The sequence below is a fragment of the Streptosporangium sp. NBC_01810 genome (genome assembly GCF_035917355.1).
GTDB lineage: Bacteria > Actinomycetota > Actinomycetes > Streptosporangiales > Streptosporangiaceae > Streptosporangium.
Genome location: NZ_CP109070.1, coordinates 4,547,249 through 4,565,019, shown reverse-complemented (window position 1 = coordinate 4,565,019; position 17,771 = coordinate 4,547,249). Strand labels below are relative to the sequence as shown.

Below are 17,771 nucleotides of genomic sequence, written 5' to 3'. Positions count from 1 at the left end.
GTCGGAAACTCCTTGGCAGATCAGTTGTTTCGCGCGCGGAGTTCCGTGCGTGTTGAGAGTTGAGAATTCGGATTCGCCAAGACATTCGCGGGTTATGCCCGCAGGGAGCCGTCCACGCAGGTGACACATTCCCCGCCGACGCGGATGCCTCCGTGCGCATCAACGCTCACCCGGACGAGCCCGTCACGACCGACGCGGCGGCCCTGATGTGCGACGTATTCCACTCCCTGCGGTGGGAGTAGCCCCCGTTCCCATCGGAAGGCCGCGACGCTGCCGTTTCCACTGCCACAGACAGGGTCTTCGGGTACCCCGCACGATGGTGCGAAGGTCCGTACCTCAATGGCCGCGTCCTCGTGGTCGCGGGCACCGAAGACTGTCACGCCGGTGATGCCGAGACGGCGTTCGAAGGCTGCCAGCCTGGTGAGGTCCGGCCGCAGGTCGAGTACCGCTGCGGCGTCGCTCAGGTCCGCGATCACCCACCTGGGGCCGACGTTGACGATCGCGGGCTCGCACCTGGTGCTCGTCTTGCCGCCGAGGATGAGTTCCAGCTCAGCGGAGTCCGGCGTGGGCAGCGGCTCGATCGTGGCCGGTGGCAGCGCAAAAGCAAGGTAGCGGTTCCCGTCCTGCTCGGCGACCGACAGCTCAACTCGGCCGATGAGGCATTCCTGGGTCAGCCTGCCCTCTCGTCGAGGAGTGATGAGCCCGGTTTCCAGGACGGCGTGCGCGCTGCCGAGAGTGGGATGTCCGGCAAAGGGAAGCTCGCTGCGCGGTGTGAAAATTCGCAGCCGATAGTCTGCTTCCGCCGTTGTTGGTTGGAGCACGAATGCCGTCTCGGACAGGTTGGTCCAGTTCGCAATGTCCTGCATTGCTTCCGTGGTCAAGTCGTCGGCATTCAACACCACCGCCACGGGATTGCCAAGGAACGGTTCGTGAGTGAAGACATCGACCACTTTGTAGCCGTAGGCCGTTGTCATTTCTGTTTCGATTCGGCAGTGACAACGTTCAAAACCGTGGTGAGAGCCGTCAACGCAGCGGTCAGCTTCTGCGGCGGCAGGTAGCCGAAGCCCAGCCGGAATACGCGGCTGCTCTCGCCGAACCAGGTGCCCGATGCCAGTTGCAGGTCATGTTCGGGCAACAACTCCCAGAAGCGAGAGACCGCCGCCTCGTTGAACGCGTCCGCTCGAAGGCGCACGCAGCACAGTGCACCGGTGTCCGGGCGCACCCACTCGATGCGGTGGCGTTCGCCGGCGCACCACGTCGCCAGCTCTTCCAGGGCGCCGGCCAGTAGTGGGCGCCGCCGCGCCAGGACCCTGTCCCGGTTGCGCAGGAGCGCGGACGCAAGTGCCTCGTCGAGCACCGCACCCGAGATCACGGTGTTCATCTTGGCCGTGATCAGGCGCGAACGCAGCCCGGGATCGGCCACGGTGAGCCAGCCGGTCCGCAGCCCTGGTGCACCAAGCGCCTTGGAGACCGACGCCCCGGTGATGATGCGAGGATCAACCGCCGCGAAGCTGTCCATGGCTACCTGGTCGCCGTAGGTCGCCTCCCGATAGGTCTCGTCGATGAACAGCACCGCTTCGGGTGAGCGTGTCTCCATCAGCTCGAGGAGGTCTTCGACCTCGGTCCGCGAGGTCTGCACTCCGCTCGGATTCTGCGGAGAGGCGATGCTCACCATGGCGGTCTTGGGCGACAGGACCGCTGCGATCTGGTCCAGGTCGAGCCGGTATCCGCGCTCGAACGACAGTTTGACCTCGCGCACGCTGACTCCGGCGCCGATGAGGGAGTCCCGGCTGGGCGGGAAGCACGGTGTCGTGAGGACGGCCTCGTCGCCCGGCCGGCAGGCCTCGAACGCCAGCAGGAAGAGCCCGTGCCCGGTGCCTTGTGTCGTGAGGACCTGCTCGGCGGGGATTTGGCACGCCTTGGCGATGGCCTCGCGAAGTTCGAGGGCGCCTGCGGAGGTGCCGTACCCGAGCTTCAAGCCTCGGATAGCCTCCATGTCGGCCAGGTCAAGGAGTTCGCCGACCGTCAGGTCCTGCGATGTGCTCTCGGCCAGATTGAGCGGCCGATTGACGTCGAGTAGCGAGATGATCTGGCTGTGCGGGAATCTCCCGGTCGTGACGCTCATGGACGTGGCCTCCAGCACGCGCAGACCGGGGCGCCTGCCGCCGCGGCGATTCGATTTCGCGACCGCATGACCGCCATCCATGGGTCCACGCTTACCTCTGTGCGGCTACGCAACAAGGCCCTCACCACAACATTCCTCACCAAGTACGTCGTTACCTGGCCAGCGTCGTGCGGCAGCGATGGCAACCGCAAGAGTCAGGGCGGAGAAAGACAGCCTATTGCGTGCGGTTAGAGCAGTAGGAATGTGCTAGATAGTCAGCACACGCAATTTTGTGCTCAATCCTGTGTTGGCTCCAGCGTCTCCATCGTGACGTGACTGTGCACCGCAGCCTTCCCCGGAAGGCCGGTAGGCCGGTTCTTGCGCTACAAACCTGGCCCAGGGGTCGGCAGGTATTACGGACAACGATCAGAGTTGAAGGCCTCGGCTTGGAGCTGTCGGTGATGTGCTCCCGCGACCCGGCCAATACTCCGGTGACACTTCGCGATCTTCCTGGCTGAGGTCACATGAAGACGGCCATCACGTGATCATTCAGAGTTTGTGAAGACACCTGAAGATCGCGTGATGGCCGTGGCCGACAGCGTAGATCCTGACCGGTGGCTGGCCACCTTCAACGACCTGATGAACCGGATCGCACACCGCTTCGGCCGTATCGAGCCACGCCGTACCGTAACCGCCTACGTCCGCGGTTTGCCGGCCGACATCGACCGCAAGAACTGCTGGAACCTGGCCGAACACGCCGAACACGCCGGACTGCGCGGCCCGCAAGCCCTGCAGCGCCTGCTGCGCACCACTCGCCGGGACGCCGAGGCCGTCCGCGACGACGTACGCGCTTACGCCATCGGTGGCTGTCGTACGGGGGGAACCTCAGGCAGGCTGTCACGGTGCCCTGATCGTCGCGAGGTTGCTCAGCGCCTACTTCCCCCGGCGTTGACCACAAATCGAGTCGGGTCAGCCGTCGATGTCGGGTGAAGTGCAACATGCCAGGGTGCCGCAAGCGGTCAGGGTGGGGTAGGCGGGCCTGTGATGCGATATCAGTCTTCTGGAAGCGGTCGTACGCTGAAAGGAACGCTGGATAGCTCTTCGTCGTTCACGGTGAAGATCCATTTGTAGTGATGGCCTGGATTCAAGGGCGGGGGCGGCACGCTCACCGTAAAGCTGGTTTGCAAGCCCGTCTTCTGTAGGACTTCATCGACTTCCGTCTGTGCTGCCTTGTCCAGGCCGACACTCCCACCGAACTGAATTGGCCTGCCCCCTTCCGGGGACGGTGTCGTAACTGGTTTACCGTCCTCGTCGACCAGGTAAAGGCTGAATTCGTGCGGCGAACTTGCTTCATTCCAGGACAGTCGAAGGAAGACGGCAATCGTCATGGCTGGAATAACGGGACCGGTTACCGACCATCCTGCGCCAAGCATATGGATTTTTCCGGTGACCGGGTCGGGTTGAGCGGAATCGCATAGTAGAAGGAACGCCTGCACTATGCGCTCCTTCGCGTAAGATTGACGGCCATGATGCCTGTTGTGCCACTTTGCGCTGCTGCCGTCGATGTTTCTCCTCCGGCATCCTTCATGCGAACTATGAGTGAGGAAGGCGCCTGAGTCGCGGGCTCCTTGGCAGTGGTCACGCAGACCGTGTGGCGAACTTCGGCTCCGACGGCCAGGGCGTACCGGCGAATCGTGGAAAGATGTGGATCTCCCCCGATGCGCTCGAAGTCGGAAACGGACGGCTGGCTGCGCCCCATGCGGCTCGCCACATCCGACTGAGAGAGGCCGAGCTGCTTGCGCGTCGTAACAAGGGCTTCGATCAGCTGCATGTCACGCTCAATGGCAGCGCTCTCCCGGCGCACGGCAGGGTCATCTAGATTGATGCCCAGCAGATCGGCGATGTGCTGATCCATCATGACCTCCTCATATCGGGTTCACCTTATATCCTGCCCCGCCACTCGGCTAGCCGATCCCGAGCGACTTCCATGGCTCGGTCTTGAGCTCCAGAGCTTCCCTTCATGTGGAACTTGAGGCCGAGAAGGACATGTTCTCCCCGGGGGTTGACGGCGTAGTACAGGCGGTACTCGTTCGTCTCGTAGCTGAGCCGAGCCTCGTGTAGCCCTCTGCCCAGGTGCTTGGTGTCGCGTCGAAGCGTCGCGCCATCCGCGATGCGTTGCATGAGGCTCCCCAGCTCCAGCCTCGGCGGCTTGCCCTGCAAGACCTCGCGGATCTCCTTGCTGACCACATCAGATCCAGAAGCTGTGGTATAGAACCGAGGAAGAGATCCGGATCTGGTGCCGGATCTGCGACACCGAGGGCAGATCCCGGATCTGATCGCCACCCTTCGGTCGATCCACTCCATGTACCAGGAGTTCCAGCACCAGACGCACACCGGCATGAAGCGCCTGAATAGCGGAACTTCCCGGTCTGGGTGAGGGACCGTTTCTACGCCTGCTCCAGTCCAACCGGAGAGCCCACATGGCTGACAGCCGCCGCTCACTCAGCCTTCCTCATCGTCCCCGCGCCGACGGAGCGCTCGCTCGGCAATCCCGCTGGAAAGCTTGTCCGTCACCGATCTGGCCCGGTCGAGGGTCTCGTTACCGACGCGCCTGGCGGCATCGACGCCCGCTGTTCCTGTTTCGAGCACCTTGTCCCTCACCTCCGCAGCCGCGTCCACCCATCGTCTCGCCTCCAATGACTGCCGACCGCGCTCGATCCCGAGCCGCCCTTGAAAGTCAACGACGGCGGTCGCGACATGGTTGCTCGAATGCACCACAGTCCGGGACGCGGTCGGGTGCAGCAGCACTTTGGTGTTGGCCGTGCCGGCGGCCGCATTCATGCGGGCCATCAGATGCTCGGTGCTCCGTGAGATGCGTTCCAGCCGGTTCTGTCGGGCAGCCCTCAGTCCGAGGCGATGCCGGTCAAGCTCCTCCGGAGACGCGTCCAGCACGCGGTCGAGTTCCAGCACCGCGATCGCATCCTGCAGCTGGATACAACGAGCCAGAACGGCGAGCCACTCCTGAACCTTGGACTCGGCTTCCTTGGACGTCTTGGCGAGATCACCGATCTTGGCCTTGTGCTCCACCTTCTCCGCGAGTGCGTCGAGTTGACGCAACGCGTACGCCTGGGTCCGCGCGATGGTCATCGACGTGGCCTGAACCTTCGACCATGTGACCTCGGAGACCCGGCCCACATGCTCTCGGACGGTCGTGGCCTCCTCGATGACGAAGTCCACTCCGACCATGTCCGCCAACACAGCGTCCTTCTGGGCGCGGAGCACGTCGTCGACTTTCTCATCGATCGTGGCGAGATAGTTGGTGATCTCGTCCATGGCCTGTTGCATCGCAAGTTGCGCCATGATCCCCGCGGCACCAGCCAGAAGGGCCGGGTTGGTCGGAAGCGATCCAGGCCTCTTCACGAATTCGACGAATCCCTTGATCTGACCATTGTTCCCCTTCAGCACACCTGAGCTGAGACCCGTCTTCGAGCTCGTCCTCAGCCCGTACTTGTCGACAAGCTGTGCTGACTCCCTGGTCAGCTTTACCCAGCGCCCCGAGTTGGCGGCAATCTCGGAACCTGCCCGTCCTGAGTTCCGCGTAATTCGCGGCTACTGGAGACTCCGAACGGATGAACTTCCAGCTCAGAAGGGTGAGGCTAGAGTCGGAGCCCGAAATCGCCTAGAGAAACGCCCACGTGAATTGCCCCGTTAGATCCCGGTTTGGGCGGGTATCGTCTAGAGACGATGTATGTGAAGACCACCAGCCGGAAGACCAAGAACGGCACGGCTGTCCGCTACCTGCACCTGGCCCACAACGAGTGGGACCCGGTCGCAGGCCGCTCCGTGCCCAAAATCCTGCACAGCTTCGGCCGGGAAGACCGACTCGACCGGGCCGCGATCACCCGGCTGGTCGCGTCTCTATCCAACCTGCTGAACCCGGCCGAAGCACTGACCACCACCACACCTTCGGACCTGGCGTTCCTAGAATCACGCCCTTACGGCGGCACCTACGCACTGGACCGGATATGGCACCGACTGGGCATCGACCAGATCCTCATCCGGCTCCTGCAGGGCCGCCGCGGCCGGCCCCGTGACATCTCGGCCGAGCGGGTGTTGTTCGCCCTGGTCGCCAACCGCGCCCTGGCGCCGTCGTCCAAACTGGCCGCCGCCGACTGGATCAGCAACGACGTGCACATCGACGGCCTGGCAGCCACCAGCGACGACGCCTGCTACCGGGCCATGGACTGGCTGCACGACGTCCGCGAACGAATGGAGGCCGAGGTCTACAACCAGGTCGCCAACCTGCTCAATCTGGAGGTGGACCTGCTGTTCTTCGACACCACCAGCACCTACTTCGAACTCGACGAGGCCGACGAGCCGATTGCTCGTGACGAGCGCGGCCTGCCCCTTCCCGGAGCCGAATCCGAATCCGAGTTCAACGACGAGCAGGACAGGACCGGGTTTCGCACCTACGGCAAGTCCAAGGACTCCCGCGATGACCTGCCGCAGATCGTCATCGGCATGGCCGTCACCCGCTCCGGCATCCCGGTCCGGGTATGGTCATGGCCCGGCAACACCTCCGATTCAGCGTTGATCCGGCAGGTCAAGGACGACATGCGGGACTGGACCCTGTCCAAAATTGTGTGGGTGGCCGACAGGGGATTCGCCTCCGCGGCCAATCGCCGCTACCTACGCCAAGGCGATCATCACTACATCATCGGCGAAAAACTCCGCTCAGACTCCCCTGAGATCACCACCGCGTTGTCGCGGCAGGGCCGCTACGCCGACATCGCCGCGAACATGCGCATCAAAGAGGTCAAGGTCAGCGAACACGAACGGTTCGTGATCTGCCACAACCCCGAGGCCGCCGCCCGCGACGCCCACGTCCGTGAGCAACTCATCACCCAACTGCATGAGCTGATCGACGGCTCCGACACGCTGAGCGCGATCAAACGGGCCGAGCTACGCGGGAAGATCAGCACCAGGCCCGCGCTGAACCGTTACCTGCGCACCACCCCCGGCGGACGCCTGCGGATCAACGCCCGCGCGATCAACGCCGAGGCCAACCTGGACGGCAAGTACCTGCTGCGCTGCTCGGACCCGCATCTGCCGGCCGAAGACATCGCGGTCGGCTACAAGCAGCTTCTGGAGGTCGAGCGCGGCTGGCGTGACATGAAGTCGATCATCGATCTGCGGCCCGTCTACCACCGTCGTGAGGAACGTATCCGCGCCCACGTCATCTTGTGCTGGCTGGCCCTGTTGCTGGTCCGCATCATCGAAAACACCGTCGGTGAGACCTGGATGGGCATCCGCCGTCACCTCAACCGTCTGCAGATCGGTACCTTCCACGGTCCCGCGGGCCGCTTCCGTCAGCGCACCGAGCCCACCAAGGTCCAACGTGACCTGCTGGCCAAGCTCGGCATCACCCCGCCTCAGCAGATCATCGAGCTAGCCACCCCCTTCTGACCTCGGACCCGTGCTCGAACTCCTAGAGACACGCCCACTCGGCGTGTCTCCGTATGTTTTCCCAGGTCAGATGCCATTTTCGAGCTCTAGCCGCTCCGAATTACGCGGAATGCAGGCCCGTGCGGCTCCAGCCGCGGCACTGAGGGTAGGCGTGAGCCGTTGCAGCCCCAGGTCCTTCGACGGCAGTCCCTCGGAGACGAGGAAGCGTTCGACAGCCGTCGGACTCCCGATGACAGCCAGGCCATCGCCGTCACTGATCAGCTGAATCTCGCTGTCCATCGTTGGCTCCTGAAGCGTGGGCAGGGAGAGCCCTGCGATGGATGGGGACTCTTCGTAGTGAAGGTGGCGGTTCGCGGGTAGGCACGTCGGAGTCTTCCAGGATGGAAGTTCCCACGCTCGCCATTCGGAAGACCTCGACGTGCCTGACGCTACCCCTGGATCGTGAAGAGCCACATTCGAGGGAGAAGGGCTGGCTCTTTTTGACTCAGTCGCCGTTAGCCGTACGAGTCGCAAGCGCCGGTTGAAGGAAGCCGCACGGAACAGCGGGGACATTACCGGGGGGAGGCGGTGGCGTTGGTGACCAGCTCGGAGACCACGATCTCCAGCTCGTCGAGCACGTCGGTGGCCAAGGGCAGTTTGGCCGGCTGGTCGCGGAACAGCTCCCGAGCTCCACCCGGCTGATCGACCTGGTCAACACCATGGACGCCAAACTCGTCGCCACAGCGTTCGGAATGCACCCCGAAGCCGTCATGATCCATCTTGCCGATCATGTCGATCCCAACCGCCTGCCCGCACCAAGCTCAGTCGACCGACCTGGGTGAGGCTTGTCCTTGCCGCGGTGCGCCCAGGTGGTCAAGATGTATGCTCCCCGGACGCGGGTCCGGACACGCAGTGCGGGGTGTCCTGCGAGATCCCCCCTCCTCCGAGAGGCGGCCATGCAGTCACCGACCTACCTGCACGACCTTCTGGTCTCGACCATCTTCACCGAGGGACTCGATGCCGAGATGGACCTGTGGGCGCTGGGATTCAGCGCCATGTGGATCAAGGGCGCGGACCTCAACGCCCTCGCCCGGCCCTTCCACCTGGACCTCGCCACTCGGACCCCGTGCTACCTGAGCGAGATCCTCGACCACGCCATCGACGACGAATCCCGCTGGGTGGCCGAGGTCAACGGCTGGATCGGCATCGTGCCGGCGCATGGCCACGGCGAGTTCCTGCGCTCCGTCACCGAAGGTGGCCGTCAGGCTCTCGGCCTCCTCATGGACATCAACTACAACGCCTACTTCGACTACGCCCGCGACGGGCGCACGGTCGTCTCCTTCGACCCGCTCTCGCCCGAGAACTGGAAGCGGTCCGGCGACGACCCGCACGCGCTCGATCACCTGATGGACGGACTGCGCTTCCAGATCAGCGATGATGACGTCCTCGACAATCCCGTGGAGGATCCAGAGAGCATCAGCTCGGCCTTGGCGCTGATCGGACGCATCACGGAAACCGACATCGCCGCCGACTGGTTCCTGGCACAGCACTCACGCATCAGACCCACCTCCTGACGGCTCGCGCCCAGGGCAGGAGTGCACCGTTGGCCGGCCGTCCTGGAGGACCTCTGCCGTGACCTGCTGGAGGCGGGAGGACAACTGACCGCACCAGTCAAGGAAGGGGTAGCCCAGGTAAGGGTTTCGGTCGGTGTCCGAGAGGTCTCACCCACCACTGCCAGATCTGCGGCGACCGTCTCACGCTCCACCGAGACTTCTACGCCGAGGGAGCCCATATCCGCCCGCTCGGAAAGCCGCACAACGGCCCTGACGAGCCCGACAACCTGCTCTGCCTCTGCCCTAACCACCATGTTCTGTTCGACTGGGGAATGCTCACCATCCAGGCTGACCTCACGGTGATGGACATGATGTCCGGCACTCCGCTGGGCCTACTCAGGCTTGCTTCGAACCACGAGATCAACCCGGAGCATCTGGCGTACCACCGGAAGGTCATCGCAGAGCGGGGCTGAACCGGCAACGAGCCTGAGAATCTGTCGGCCGCTCTCTGTCGAAGTGACCGGTCTAGAGAGCCAGGTTGCCGATCGGAATGCGTTCGTCTTCGTCGCGGAGCTGCCACCACATGCCGGTGGTGCGAATGTCGGCGGTGATTCCGAACCGGGTGTGGTCCGGCTTGCCCCGGTCGGCCCACCACCACCAGGCACCTTCCACTCGATGCCAGATGTTCTGGGTGCCGCCCCAGGTGACGGTGCCCTCTCCGGGGTGTCCGGGCAGCGGGATGCGGGCCCAAACCGCCCCGTCGGGTCGCTGAAGTTGTACGGCGAGTGCGCCGGTGGCGTCGTCGTGGTGGTAGACCAGTTCGAGGCCGGGAAGCAGTCCTCCCAGGAGTAGACGGAAGGCGTAGTTGGCCTGGATGTCGGTCGCGCTTACCGTGCTGTCCCTGGTCCCCGAGACAGGTGCGTACGTGGGCCGTCGCGGCTGCTCGTAGGTGCGTTCGCTATGGCGGGAGGCCATGAAGCGGCCGGTGGTTGAGGTGAAGCGGCCTTCGGCACGCAGGCCCTCGCCGACGGTCAGACGAGCTAGACCACCCTCGATGCCGGACGTGACGTCGGTGAGGATCACCCCGCCTGGGCGGGTCTGTTCCAGCCAGGCCCGGGGGATGGCCGTCACCGAACAGGTCGCGATGATCCGGTCGTACGGAGCGTGCTCGGGGAAGCCGTGGCGTCCGTCGCCGGAGATGAGAGCGGGCTTGAAGCCGATCGACGCCAGTCGTTCCCGGGCGGCCTCGACCAGGGCGGGGTGGATGTCAACGGAGTGCACCCGCCGGTCGCCCAGTACGTGGCTGAGCAGCGCGGCGTTGTAACCGGTGCCGGTGCCCACCTCCAGGACCCGCTGTCCGTCCTCCACCCGGAGGTCTTCGAGCATGCGCGCCATCAGTGACGGCGCGGTGCTGGAAGAGGTGGCGATCCCGGTCATCCCGCCGCCGTCCGTTGGCGCGACGGTGTCCTCGTCCAGGGCGGTGACCAGGGTGGTGTCGCTGTAGGCGGCGTCCAGCCATGCCTCGCGGTCGCCGTGGTCCAGCGGGCACCACACCGTGATCCCGCGTGCGTCGGTCCCTTGGGTGAACAGGCGCGGCACGAACACGTGCCGGGGAACGTGGGTGAACGCGTCCATCCAGCGCGGGGAGATCAACGCCCCGGCTTGCTCCAGACCTGCGGCCATCGCGTCGAGTCTGCGCCGTATCTCGGGGGAGGGCGACTGGTGGGTGTTCATGGGGTGACTCCCTGGAGCTCGTCGGCGATGGCTTCGGAGATCGGCAGGCCGGTGGCGTGCTGGATCCAATCCCACTGGCCGCACGGGTTCACCTCCAGGAACCAGTACTGCCCGTACGGATCCACGATGAAGTCCAGTGCTCCGAAGCGTAACCCCAGCAGGTTCATCAGTGCGAGGACACCGGTGCGGACCTCGGCCGGGACCTCGGTGACCTCGTACCGAAGCGACCCGTAGTCGGCCCGCCAGTCCTCATGGGCGGTGGTGCTGCCCGCGTGGATCTCGGCGGCGAGCAGGCGTTCCCCGACGACGGTCAGCCGTACCTCGTGGGACTTGGGCACCCACGCCTGGAACAGGTGGGCGGTGGTCTCGATGCCCGTCAGGTCCTCCAGCATCAGGGGGGTCAGGCGACGGGTGTAGACGGTCTTGAGACAGTCGCCTTCGATCAGCATTGGTGAGGCGACCGGCTTGGTCACGATCGGGCCGCCGACGTGCTCGGCGAAGGAACGTACTGCGTCAGGCCGGTTGGTGATGAGTGTTTCGGGGATGCGGAGGCCGGCTCGGCGGGCCATGTCAAGCTGCACGGGTTTGTACTCCGCCCGGGACATCGCGACCGGATGGGAAACCCATCGGCATTCCAGCGCGGTGAGAACCCCGCCGAAACCCGACCGGGCCTGAGCGGCGGCGAACCGTCGCTCAGGCCCGCTCATCCCGGCCTCGAACCGGAACGCCGTGGGGGTGCGGTAATAAACCGCCCGCACACGGCCGAGGTCGGCGCCACGGTGAGCGGTGACCAGCGAGCCCGCCCAGGAGTGGGCAGCACCGATCCGCGCGTCCAACGCCATGTCCTGGGGAAACTCCGCGGTGTCCATCCGGAATACCTCTGCCCCCCGCTCGGTGAGGGTCTGCACCACACGGTCGGTCGGCCAGTCTCCCCGGTCGGCCAGCACCAGGATGGGGTTCGGCATCAGTCCTTCGGGCCTTCGTCCAGGCTCGGTGGGTTGTTCGGGTCCCCGTCGACGACGGTCGGCTTGTTCGTGGCCATGTAGGGCAGCAGGCCGCCACCGAGTTGGAGGGAGATCTGCCGCTCGTCGTCGTAGAACGTCTCGGAGATATGCGTGGCCTGTGTGCGGTCGGGAACACGGGCGAGCCTCAGGATCCACGGCCGAGACCCGGTTATGGAAGGTTGCTCGCCGCTCGGGAGGACCTGCCCCTGCGCCGGGACCATCGGGAACATCTCGCGGACGCTCGCGATGGTCGTTCCAGGCTGCTCCACCGATGTCGTGGGATCGAGTACGGTCATCGCTTTCCTTTCCATCTTCGGGAAATGGTGCAGTGGTCTGAGGAAACCTGGATCTGACATTAGGAATCAGCGGTGCCTGCGGCAAGGGCGCGGATGCGTCGCAACGCGTCACGGGTGCGTCGTTAGTACGCCATGAGCAATGGAACAGCGCGAGTGAGAGGTATAAAAAGAGCAAGCCTTCTGGCTCATTGCTTTAGGGAAGAATGTAGTCATCCCATATCTTTCGATGAAGAACAGGTGCAATCCATGCCAAATCGGCAGAGCCTTCTCAAAGTTCTCCTGGTAAAACGGCGCCTGACGTCACGCGCAGCGTTCGCCGCAGAGTATGACAGGGTCGCTCGGCAGCTCAGCAAGGCTCTGGTCGGAACCGCCCCCAGCAGAGAGCAGTTCACCAGATGGCTGTCATGCGGAGTCAAAACACGGCCTCGTTCCGATCACTGCCGTGTGCTGGAGCGAATGTTTCCCGGATATGAAGTAGATGCGCTCTTAGCACCCTACGATCCAGTTGTAGCTTTTACGGATGTGAATACCAACTCTTGCAAAGAAGGGGAGACGGACACGAACCGGCGAGAAGTGTTTAGATTCGGCATGGCGACGATGGCCGCAGGGCTCGTCGAGAACGTATGGAACGGCCCTGATCTCCTCGAACAAGTCCTTGACTCGGGCAATGTCGGTGAAGGCCGCCTGCTACTGCTGGAGCAGGAGAGCGAACGACTCGGGCAGCGGGTCGTAAAGGTTCCCCCGACGAGCCTGCTGCAGGAGGCGTTGCTTCACCTGTCAGGTGTACGGGGCCTGCTCGGACAGAGACAGCCGGTCGATGTCCAGCGGCGCCTGGCAAGGGTCGGCGCCCAACTCGCCACCGTGGTTGGTGAGATCCTGTTCAACTCCAACCAGTTCCCCCTCGCCCGGCGCTGGTATCTCGCCGCGGCACGAGCAGCCCGCGAGGCGGAGGACGGTTACCTCGGAGACATCGTTCTGGCCGGCGCGGCTTATCTGCCCACGTACGCGGGCGAGCCACGAGAGGTGCTCGCCCACATCCTTCCCCGCCTGGAGCAGGGACCGTCACCCAGTCCGGCGATCGCCTGGCTGTGGGGGTTCGCGGCCAAGGCGTACGCGGCTCTCGGGGATCAGCCCGCGTTCGAGCGCGCGATCGAGGCATCCCGGCTTTTCCTGGAGCGATCCTCCCCGGACACGGTCCAGCCGGGAATCTTCTCTTTCCTGCCGGAGAAGCACGCCTTCTACGAAGCGCGTGGCCGGGTGGACCTGCGAGACACCGAGGGGGCCGCCGCAGCGGCGGCCAGGGCACTGGCGACCTACGATCTGACCGACACCACCGAACCCGCACTGGTGCGTTTCGAACATGCCTCCGCGCTCGCCCAGGCAGGAGAGATCGAAGAGGCATACCGGATCGCTGTCGGAGCCATCACCGACCCGCACACCTTTCACAGCGTCAGCGTGGTGACCCGTGCCCACGAATTCGGAACCCTGCTCGACCCGGCAGGCCAGATCGTGCCTGAATGGCGGGAAGTACTCGCCGGCCTGTCAGCTCCCGACGCCTCTATCTCCGCACTTTCCCCCGTACCGAGGACCTGACCATGACCGAAGCCCGCACCCTGCTGGAGAAGTACGTCACGGCGGGGAAGCTCATGCAGATAGCCACCCTCGGTGCAGATGGGGCGCCACTGGCGTGCAGCGTCTGGTACGACCCCCACTTCGCTCCTGACCTACTGCGATGGATCTCCCGCCACGATCGTGCCCACAGTGTCAACATCGGATGTGATCCGCGGGTCGCCGGAGCGATCGTCGCGATTCCGCTGGACGGGCTCGGCCAGACGGCACGCGGCGTGTCTTTCATCGGGAGGGCACAGGAGCTTCCTGTAACGGGCATTGACCAGCAGGTCGCGCGGTTCGTCGCCCGCTGGCCCGCTGCGGCTGATGCCCTGGATCTGACGAAACTCGCGGCCGGGCAGACTCCGACACGGTTGTACGAGGTCGCGGTCACCGAGTGGGTGCTGTTCGACGAGGAGAACTTCCCCTGGGAGCCTCGCCAGACAGTGGCCGCCACCGGTATTTGACGGAGGAGTCATCGCATACCTGAAAAGGCGTCCCGCGTGGTGGTGTGATTCTTTGGCATCGGGCCTCGGAGGGCAGGTCAGCCGTTAGTACCTGGTGGTGAGTGCTGGAGTCCGAGGTCGTTCATCTGGGTCAGTAGATCCTGGACGTTTCTGGCTTCGATGGGGCCGGGGGCGTTGGGGAGCCAGGTGGGGAAGGCCCAGTAGCGGCGGGCCCAGCGGCGCCAGAGGATGACCCAGCCGGGGTGGCGGGCTTCCAGGTCGCGAGCCAGATCGGTTGCGTTGTCCGTGCTTGCCGCCTGGGGTCCGGTAGGTACGAGATCTGCTCCGCGACGGCGGCGGCCTTTGGGACTTGCCGGTGTGGCCATGGAAACCGTCACTTTCCGTGGTGGCTGGGGTGGGGGAGGCCGGCGTCCCGGACGAGGGTGGGATCAGGTCCGTGGACGCCGGCCTTTTGTACGGTCCACGCCTGGCACGGGGGAGTCGGCGTGGACCGGCTCCGGGGTGAGCGGGGATCGGGGGGATCCCGTCTGCCCGGAGGTCTGGGGGGGTTAGGGCTGCTGGGGCTGGGTGGGGAGGTCGAACCAGACGCCGGTGCCGAGTTGGCCGGTGCCGCACAGCCGGGTCCATTGGGTGCCGCAGCGTCCGTGGGTGAGTTCGGTGACGATGCGCAGGCCCCGGCCGCCGAGTTCGAGGTCGTCGATGCGTTCGGGGATGTGCGGGGGGCGGTTCAACAGGTGGTCGATGAGGGTGGTTCCGGCTCCGGCGTCGACGACCTCGGCGCGGACGGGCAGGCCGTGGTCGTGCAGCAGGCGCAGTTCGTAGGGTCCTGGGGCGTAGCGGGTGGCGTTGGTGACCAGCTCGGAGACCACGATCTCCAGCTCGTCGAGCACGTCGGCGGCCATGGGCAGCTTGGCCAGCTGGTCACGGAACAGCTCCCGGGCCCGCCGGGCGGCATTACAGCGAGGCAGGCACCAGGCGGTCACCCGGAAGCGTCCCAACGGTTTGTCGTGTTCGTCGAAGGGGCGGGGGCGTCTCATCGAGGTAAGAGGATCTTTGTTCAGAGATCCATCCATGGACGGCCGAAAATTCGAAGAATTCACTGGTTCATGCCACCCCTTCTTTTCGCATTGCCGTAGACCGGGCCGGTAATTCCCGCTTGACTGGACGGCACAAGAGTGCACTTTTCTGAGGGCCTGCCGCAGCGCGCGCAAGGGGGCGCAAATGTGCACTCAGGAGGAGGGGTAATGGCGGAGCAGGCACCCAATGACCGATTGGCCCGACTTATCAAAGAAGCCGGGTTTTCTCGTAAATCGTTTGCTCGCGCGGTCCGGGGCGCCTCGGAGAACGCCGGAACTCCCATCAACTGTGATCACACGTCGGTGAGTCGATGGCTGAACGGCATGCGGCCTCGCGGCGACACCGCAGGGCTGATCACCGCGACGTTGGGCCGAGCCCTGGGACGTACGATCACCCTCTCCGACGCCGGTCTGGCATCCTCGGCCAAGCTGCCGGTGGACCTGGGGCTGGCCTATCCCGAAGCGCTAGCCGAAGGGATGGAGACAGTCACGCAACTGTGGCAGGCCGACCTCGACGAGGCATCGGTCGCACTCAACGGACAAATCAACGCACGAGCATGGAACGACGCTTCTCTGACCTGGCTCCTCGCGATGCCGTTGTTCGTCGATGAAAGAGAATCTCGGATAGGCGAAGCCGACATCGCGCGATTCCGCGCCACGGTTGATCTGTTCGCGCAGATGGACAACCGGTTCGGCGGGGAGCATGCGAGACGTTCTTTCATTCACTATCTGAATACGGACGCCACCCGCCTTCTGCGTGGTCGGACTTCGGAGAAGACGAGCCCTCGTCTCGTCTCCGTGGTGGCTGAAGCCACTCTTCTGGCCGCCTGGATGTCATACGACAGTGGCCTGCATGCCCTGGCTCAGCGCTACTTCATCCAAGCCCTCGGCCTGGCCCAGGCAGCAGACGACCGGCTGCTGGCCGCCGGTGTTCTCGATGCCATGAGCCACCAGGCCACCTTCGTCGGCCGATACCGCGAAGCCGTCAACCTGGCCCGAGCAGCACGCCAAGGAACAGCAGGGGCGGCCTCCCCGACGCTGACAGCGCACTTCCACACGATGGAGGCCCGAGCGCTGGCACGCCTGGGCGATGCCCCTGCCTGTGATCGTGCTCTGACTCAGGCCGCACGGGAGTTCGAGCGGCGAAACCCCGACGACGACCCGGACTGGATCGGCTACTTCGACGAGGCCGAACTCGCCGCCGAGTTCGGACACTGCTTTCGCGACCTGGGACGCCCGGTGGCGGCCAGCCAGTACGTGACCCCGTGCGTCAGGACCGGCAAGGACGGCGAGTATCTGCGCAGCGACTTCTTCGCCACGATGGTTCTCGCGGACGCACACCTCGGCGCGGGAGAAGTAGAACAGGCGTGCCTGGTCGCCCTGGACGCGCTAAGAGCCGGTGAGCAGTTACGCTCGGCTCGCTGTGCGAGCTACCTTCGTGAGTTCTCGGTGCGGCTCATGCCAACGGTCACCTCCGCGGAACTCGGCGACTTCTATGATCAGGCCGCAGATTTCTCCCTGTGGCAGCAGGTGATGACGGCTCAGTAGGGCTCCCAATCATCTCGTCCGGCGCCGGTCCTCAGCGCCCGGATCCGCTTGCGCACCTCGGCGGCGGCGCGCTCGTCCTGGCCCGCCTTCTGGCCGAGCCAGGTGACCATGAGGTATTCCCGGACGTCGCCCAGGACCCGATAGCCGGGCCAGCGCATCACATCGAAGCCGTAGGCGTTGGTGTAGGTGTCGTACTCCTGGGCGGTGTGCCAGCCGAAGCGTTCGTAGTAGATCGCGGTGAGGACCAGGTCCCACTCGCGAGGCCCCAGTGCGAAGCCGTCCAGATCGAGCAGCACCGGGCGGCCCGTACAGTCGCGGATGACGTTGCCCACGCTCGCGTCCCCATGGATCACACCCTGGGGAAGCTCGAAACTCAGCGCCGCGTACTCCTCGCGGAGTTGGGCCAGTCGCTCGCGCAGGAACAAGGCGTCCTCGGGGCTGAACCAGTCGTTGCCCGCGATCCGATGTTCCGCCCGCGCGAAGGGCTCCAGTGGGGGGAGCCGTAGTCTGGCCGGTGCCTCCATCGTGTGGAGTCTGGTGAGCAGAGTGCCCAACTCGGCGGGCGAGGCGTAGTCCTCGGCCTCGGAGATCGACTCCCAGAACGTGACAACGCGCCCGTCCACGATGAGAGGCTGATCGAGGGGGAGCACACGGACGGAGGGGAAACCTTCGGTGGCCAGCCAACCGGCTACCGCGACCTCCTTTCGGGCGTCATCCGCGTACGCCGTCGTCCGGCCGATGCGCGCGACGACGGGTGAGGCCAGGCGGTAGACCGCGTTCTCCCCGAGCCGGATCAACCGGGCGTTCGACGGATCAAGCCCGACTTGGGCGCAGGCCCGCAGAAGGGTGGCCTGGGTGCTCTCAACGGTGAAGGGAGAAGTGGGCGATACAGCCGTTCGACTCTCGCTCATGCACCGAACGCTATCCCCTGCCTTG

The 17,771-nt window shown here is 64.8% G+C and carries 19 protein-coding genes and 1 pseudogene; 7 read left to right on the top strand and 13 right to left on the bottom strand.

The window, feature by feature from the left end:
• Positions 1–92: 92 nt before the first annotated feature.
• Positions 93–974, bottom strand: coding sequence for a PhzF family phenazine biosynthesis protein (locus tag OIE13_RS19775; protein ID WP_326828521.1), 882 nt, complete (start codon positions 972–974; stop codon positions 93–95).
• Positions 971–2,125, bottom strand: coding sequence for a pyridoxal phosphate-dependent aminotransferase (locus OIE13_RS19770; protein WP_326828520.1), 1,155 nt, complete (start codon positions 2,123–2,125; stop codon positions 971–973). The genes OIE13_RS19775 and OIE13_RS19770 overlap by 4 nt, the downstream gene beginning before the upstream one ends.
• Before the next feature lie 618 nt (positions 2,126–2,743).
• On the opposite strand from OIE13_RS19770, the pseudogene OIE13_RS19765 reads away from it, so the two are divergent.
• Positions 2,744–2,965 (top strand): annotated as a pseudogene (locus OIE13_RS19765) (transposase); the annotation flags it as partial.
• Positions 2,966–3,156: 191 nt separating this feature from the next.
• On the opposite strand, the gene OIE13_RS19760 reads toward OIE13_RS19765, so the two are convergent.
• The 4 genes from OIE13_RS19760 to OIE13_RS19745 all read right to left on the bottom strand — a co-directional run bounded on the left by OIE13_RS19760 (position 3,157) and on the right by OIE13_RS19745 (position 5,569).
• Positions 3,157–3,600 (bottom strand): DUF6941 family protein, encoded by a 444-nt coding sequence (locus tag OIE13_RS19760; protein ID WP_326637697.1) that lies wholly within the window; start codon positions 3,598–3,600, stop codon positions 3,157–3,159.
• Complete coding sequence (locus OIE13_RS19755; RefSeq protein WP_326637698.1) at positions 3,600–4,022, bottom strand: helix-turn-helix domain-containing protein; 423 nt, start codon at positions 4,020–4,022, stop codon at positions 3,600–3,602. The genes OIE13_RS19760 and OIE13_RS19755 overlap by 1 nt, the downstream gene beginning before the upstream one ends.
• 23 nt (positions 4,023–4,045) lie before the next feature.
• The gene (locus OIE13_RS19750; protein ID WP_326637700.1) at positions 4,046–4,351 is read right to left on the bottom strand and encodes a hypothetical protein; all 306 of its coding nucleotides are present in this window, start codon (positions 4,349–4,351) and stop codon (positions 4,046–4,048) included.
• A gap of 255 nt (positions 4,352–4,606) precedes the next feature.
• Entirely contained in the window at positions 4,607–5,569 is a 963-nt protein-coding gene (locus OIE13_RS19745; protein ID WP_326828519.1) for a hypothetical protein, read from the bottom strand.
• A gap of 279 nt (positions 5,570–5,848) precedes the next feature.
• Between OIE13_RS19745 and OIE13_RS19740 the strand changes: the two genes are divergently transcribed.
• Positions 5,849–7,570, top strand: a complete 1,722-nt coding sequence (locus OIE13_RS19740) for an IS1634 family transposase (RefSeq protein ID WP_326828440.1) — start codon at positions 5,849–5,851, stop codon at positions 7,568–7,570.
• Positions 7,571–7,636: 66 nt separating this feature from the next.
• On the opposite strand, the gene OIE13_RS19735 is transcribed toward OIE13_RS19740, so the two are convergent.
• A complete protein-coding gene (locus tag OIE13_RS19735) occupies positions 7,637–7,849 on the bottom strand; it encodes a hypothetical protein (RefSeq protein WP_326828518.1) in 213 nt (70 codons plus the stop codon).
• A 272-nt stretch (positions 7,850–8,121) separates the two neighbouring features.
• The gene (locus OIE13_RS19730) at positions 8,122–8,340 is read right to left on the bottom strand and encodes a hypothetical protein (protein ID WP_326637704.1); all 219 of its coding nucleotides are present in this window, start codon (positions 8,338–8,340) and stop codon (positions 8,122–8,124) included.
• 165 nt (positions 8,341–8,505) lie between these two features.
• On the opposite strand from OIE13_RS19730, the gene OIE13_RS19725 reads away from it, so the two are divergent.
• Positions 8,506–9,123 carry a DUF6461 domain-containing protein gene (locus OIE13_RS19725; RefSeq protein ID WP_326637706.1) on the top strand — a complete coding sequence of 206 codons (618 nt, stop codon included), beginning with the start codon at positions 8,506–8,508 and terminating at the stop codon, positions 9,121–9,123.
• Positions 9,124–9,287: 164 nt separating this feature from the next.
• Positions 9,288–9,575, top strand: a complete 288-nt coding sequence (locus OIE13_RS19720) for an HNH endonuclease (protein WP_326647013.1) — start codon at positions 9,288–9,290, stop codon at positions 9,573–9,575.
• A gap of 52 nt (positions 9,576–9,627) precedes the next feature.
• On the opposite strand, the gene OIE13_RS19715 is transcribed toward OIE13_RS19720, so the two are convergent.
• The 3 genes from OIE13_RS19715 to OIE13_RS19705 are packed head-to-tail and all read right to left on the bottom strand — an operon-like array spanning position 9,628 to position 12,136.
• Positions 9,628–10,836 carry a methyltransferase domain-containing protein gene (locus tag OIE13_RS19715; RefSeq protein ID WP_326637707.1) on the bottom strand — a complete coding sequence of 403 codons (1,209 nt, stop codon included), beginning with the start codon at positions 10,834–10,836 and terminating at the stop codon, positions 9,628–9,630.
• The gene (gene tgmB / locus OIE13_RS19710) at positions 10,833–11,801 is read right to left on the bottom strand and encodes an ATP-grasp ribosomal peptide maturase (protein WP_326637709.1); all 969 of its coding nucleotides are present in this window, start codon (positions 11,799–11,801) and stop codon (positions 10,833–10,835) included. Before tgmB ends, OIE13_RS19715 begins: the two co-directional genes overlap by 4 nt.
• Complete coding sequence (locus OIE13_RS19705; protein WP_326637711.1) at positions 11,801–12,136, bottom strand: hypothetical protein; 336 nt, start codon at positions 12,134–12,136, stop codon at positions 11,801–11,803. The genes tgmB and OIE13_RS19705 overlap by 1 nt, the downstream gene beginning before the upstream one ends.
• A 588-nt stretch (positions 12,137–12,724) precedes the next feature.
• On the opposite strand from OIE13_RS19705, the gene OIE13_RS19700 reads away from it, so the two are divergent.
• Complete coding sequence (locus tag OIE13_RS19700; protein ID WP_326828517.1) at positions 12,725–13,729, top strand: hypothetical protein; 1,005 nt, start codon at positions 12,725–12,727, stop codon at positions 13,727–13,729.
• 2 nt (positions 13,730–13,731) lie between these two features.
• On the top strand, positions 13,732–14,211 hold the full coding sequence (locus tag OIE13_RS19695; RefSeq protein ID WP_326637715.1) for a pyridoxamine 5'-phosphate oxidase family protein: 480 nt from the start codon (positions 13,732–13,734) through the stop codon (positions 14,209–14,211).
• A gap of 548 nt (positions 14,212–14,759) precedes the next feature.
• Here OIE13_RS19695 and OIE13_RS19690 read toward each other — a convergent pair.
• On the bottom strand, positions 14,760–15,248 hold the full coding sequence (locus tag OIE13_RS19690; protein WP_326637717.1) for an ATP-binding protein: 489 nt from the start codon (positions 15,246–15,248) through the stop codon (positions 14,760–14,762).
• Between the two features lie 207 nt (positions 15,249–15,455).
• On the opposite strand from OIE13_RS19690, the gene OIE13_RS19685 reads away from it, so the two are divergent.
• On the top strand, positions 15,456–16,835 hold the full coding sequence (locus OIE13_RS19685) for a hypothetical protein (RefSeq protein ID WP_326637718.1): 1,380 nt from the start codon (positions 15,456–15,458) through the stop codon (positions 16,833–16,835).
• On the opposite strand, the gene OIE13_RS19680 is transcribed toward OIE13_RS19685, so the two are convergent.
• Positions 16,829–17,746, bottom strand: coding sequence for a phosphotransferase enzyme family protein (locus OIE13_RS19680; protein WP_326637719.1), 918 nt, complete (start codon positions 17,744–17,746; stop codon positions 16,829–16,831). The two genes, OIE13_RS19685 and OIE13_RS19680, sit on opposite strands and share 7 nt — an antisense overlap.
• Positions 17,747–17,771 lie beyond the last annotated feature (25 nt).

Coding starts and splice junctions, on each gene's coding strand:
- OIE13_RS19775 (WP_326828521.1), bottom strand. CDS start 974: ATGACAACGGCCTACGGCTACAAAGTGGTCGATGTCTTCACTCACGAA.
- OIE13_RS19770 (WP_326828520.1), bottom strand. CDS start 2,125: ATGAGCGTCACGACCGGGAGATTCCCGCACAGCCAGATCATCTCGCTA.
- OIE13_RS19755 (WP_326637698.1), bottom strand. CDS start 4,022: ATGATGGATCAGCACATCGCCGATCTGCTGGGCATCAATCTAGATGAC.
- OIE13_RS19740 (WP_326828440.1), top strand. CDS start 5,849: ATGTATGTGAAGACCACCAGCCGGAAGACCAAGAACGGCACGGCTGTC.
- OIE13_RS19735 (WP_326828518.1), bottom strand. CDS start 7,849: ATGGACAGCGAGATTCAGCTGATCAGTGACGGCGATGGCCTGGCTGTC.
- OIE13_RS19730 (WP_326637704.1), bottom strand. CDS start 8,340: ATGATCGGCAAGATGGATCATGACGGCTTCGGGGTGCATTCCGAACGC.
- OIE13_RS19725 (WP_326637706.1), top strand. CDS start 8,506: ATGCAGTCACCGACCTACCTGCACGACCTTCTGGTCTCGACCATCTTC.
- OIE13_RS19715 (WP_326637707.1), bottom strand. CDS start 10,836: ATGAACACCCACCAGTCGCCCTCCCCCGAGATACGGCGCAGACTCGAC.
- tgmB (WP_326637709.1), bottom strand. CDS start 11,801: ATGCCGAACCCCATCCTGGTGCTGGCCGACCGGGGAGACTGGCCGACC.
- OIE13_RS19705 (WP_326637711.1), bottom strand. CDS start 12,136: ATGACCGTACTCGATCCCACGACATCGGTGGAGCAGCCTGGAACGACC.
- OIE13_RS19700 (WP_326828517.1), top strand. CDS start 12,725: ATGGCGACGATGGCCGCAGGGCTCGTCGAGAACGTATGGAACGGCCCT.
- OIE13_RS19695 (WP_326637715.1), top strand. CDS start 13,732: ATGACCGAAGCCCGCACCCTGCTGGAGAAGTACGTCACGGCGGGGAAG.
- OIE13_RS19690 (WP_326637717.1), bottom strand. CDS start 15,248: ATGAGACGCCCCCGCCCCTTCGACGAACACGACAAACCGTTGGGACGC.
- OIE13_RS19685 (WP_326637718.1), top strand. CDS start 15,456: ATGGCGGAGCAGGCACCCAATGACCGATTGGCCCGACTTATCAAAGAA.
- OIE13_RS19680 (WP_326637719.1), bottom strand. CDS start 17,746: ATGAGCGAGAGTCGAACGGCTGTATCGCCCACTTCTCCCTTCACCGTT.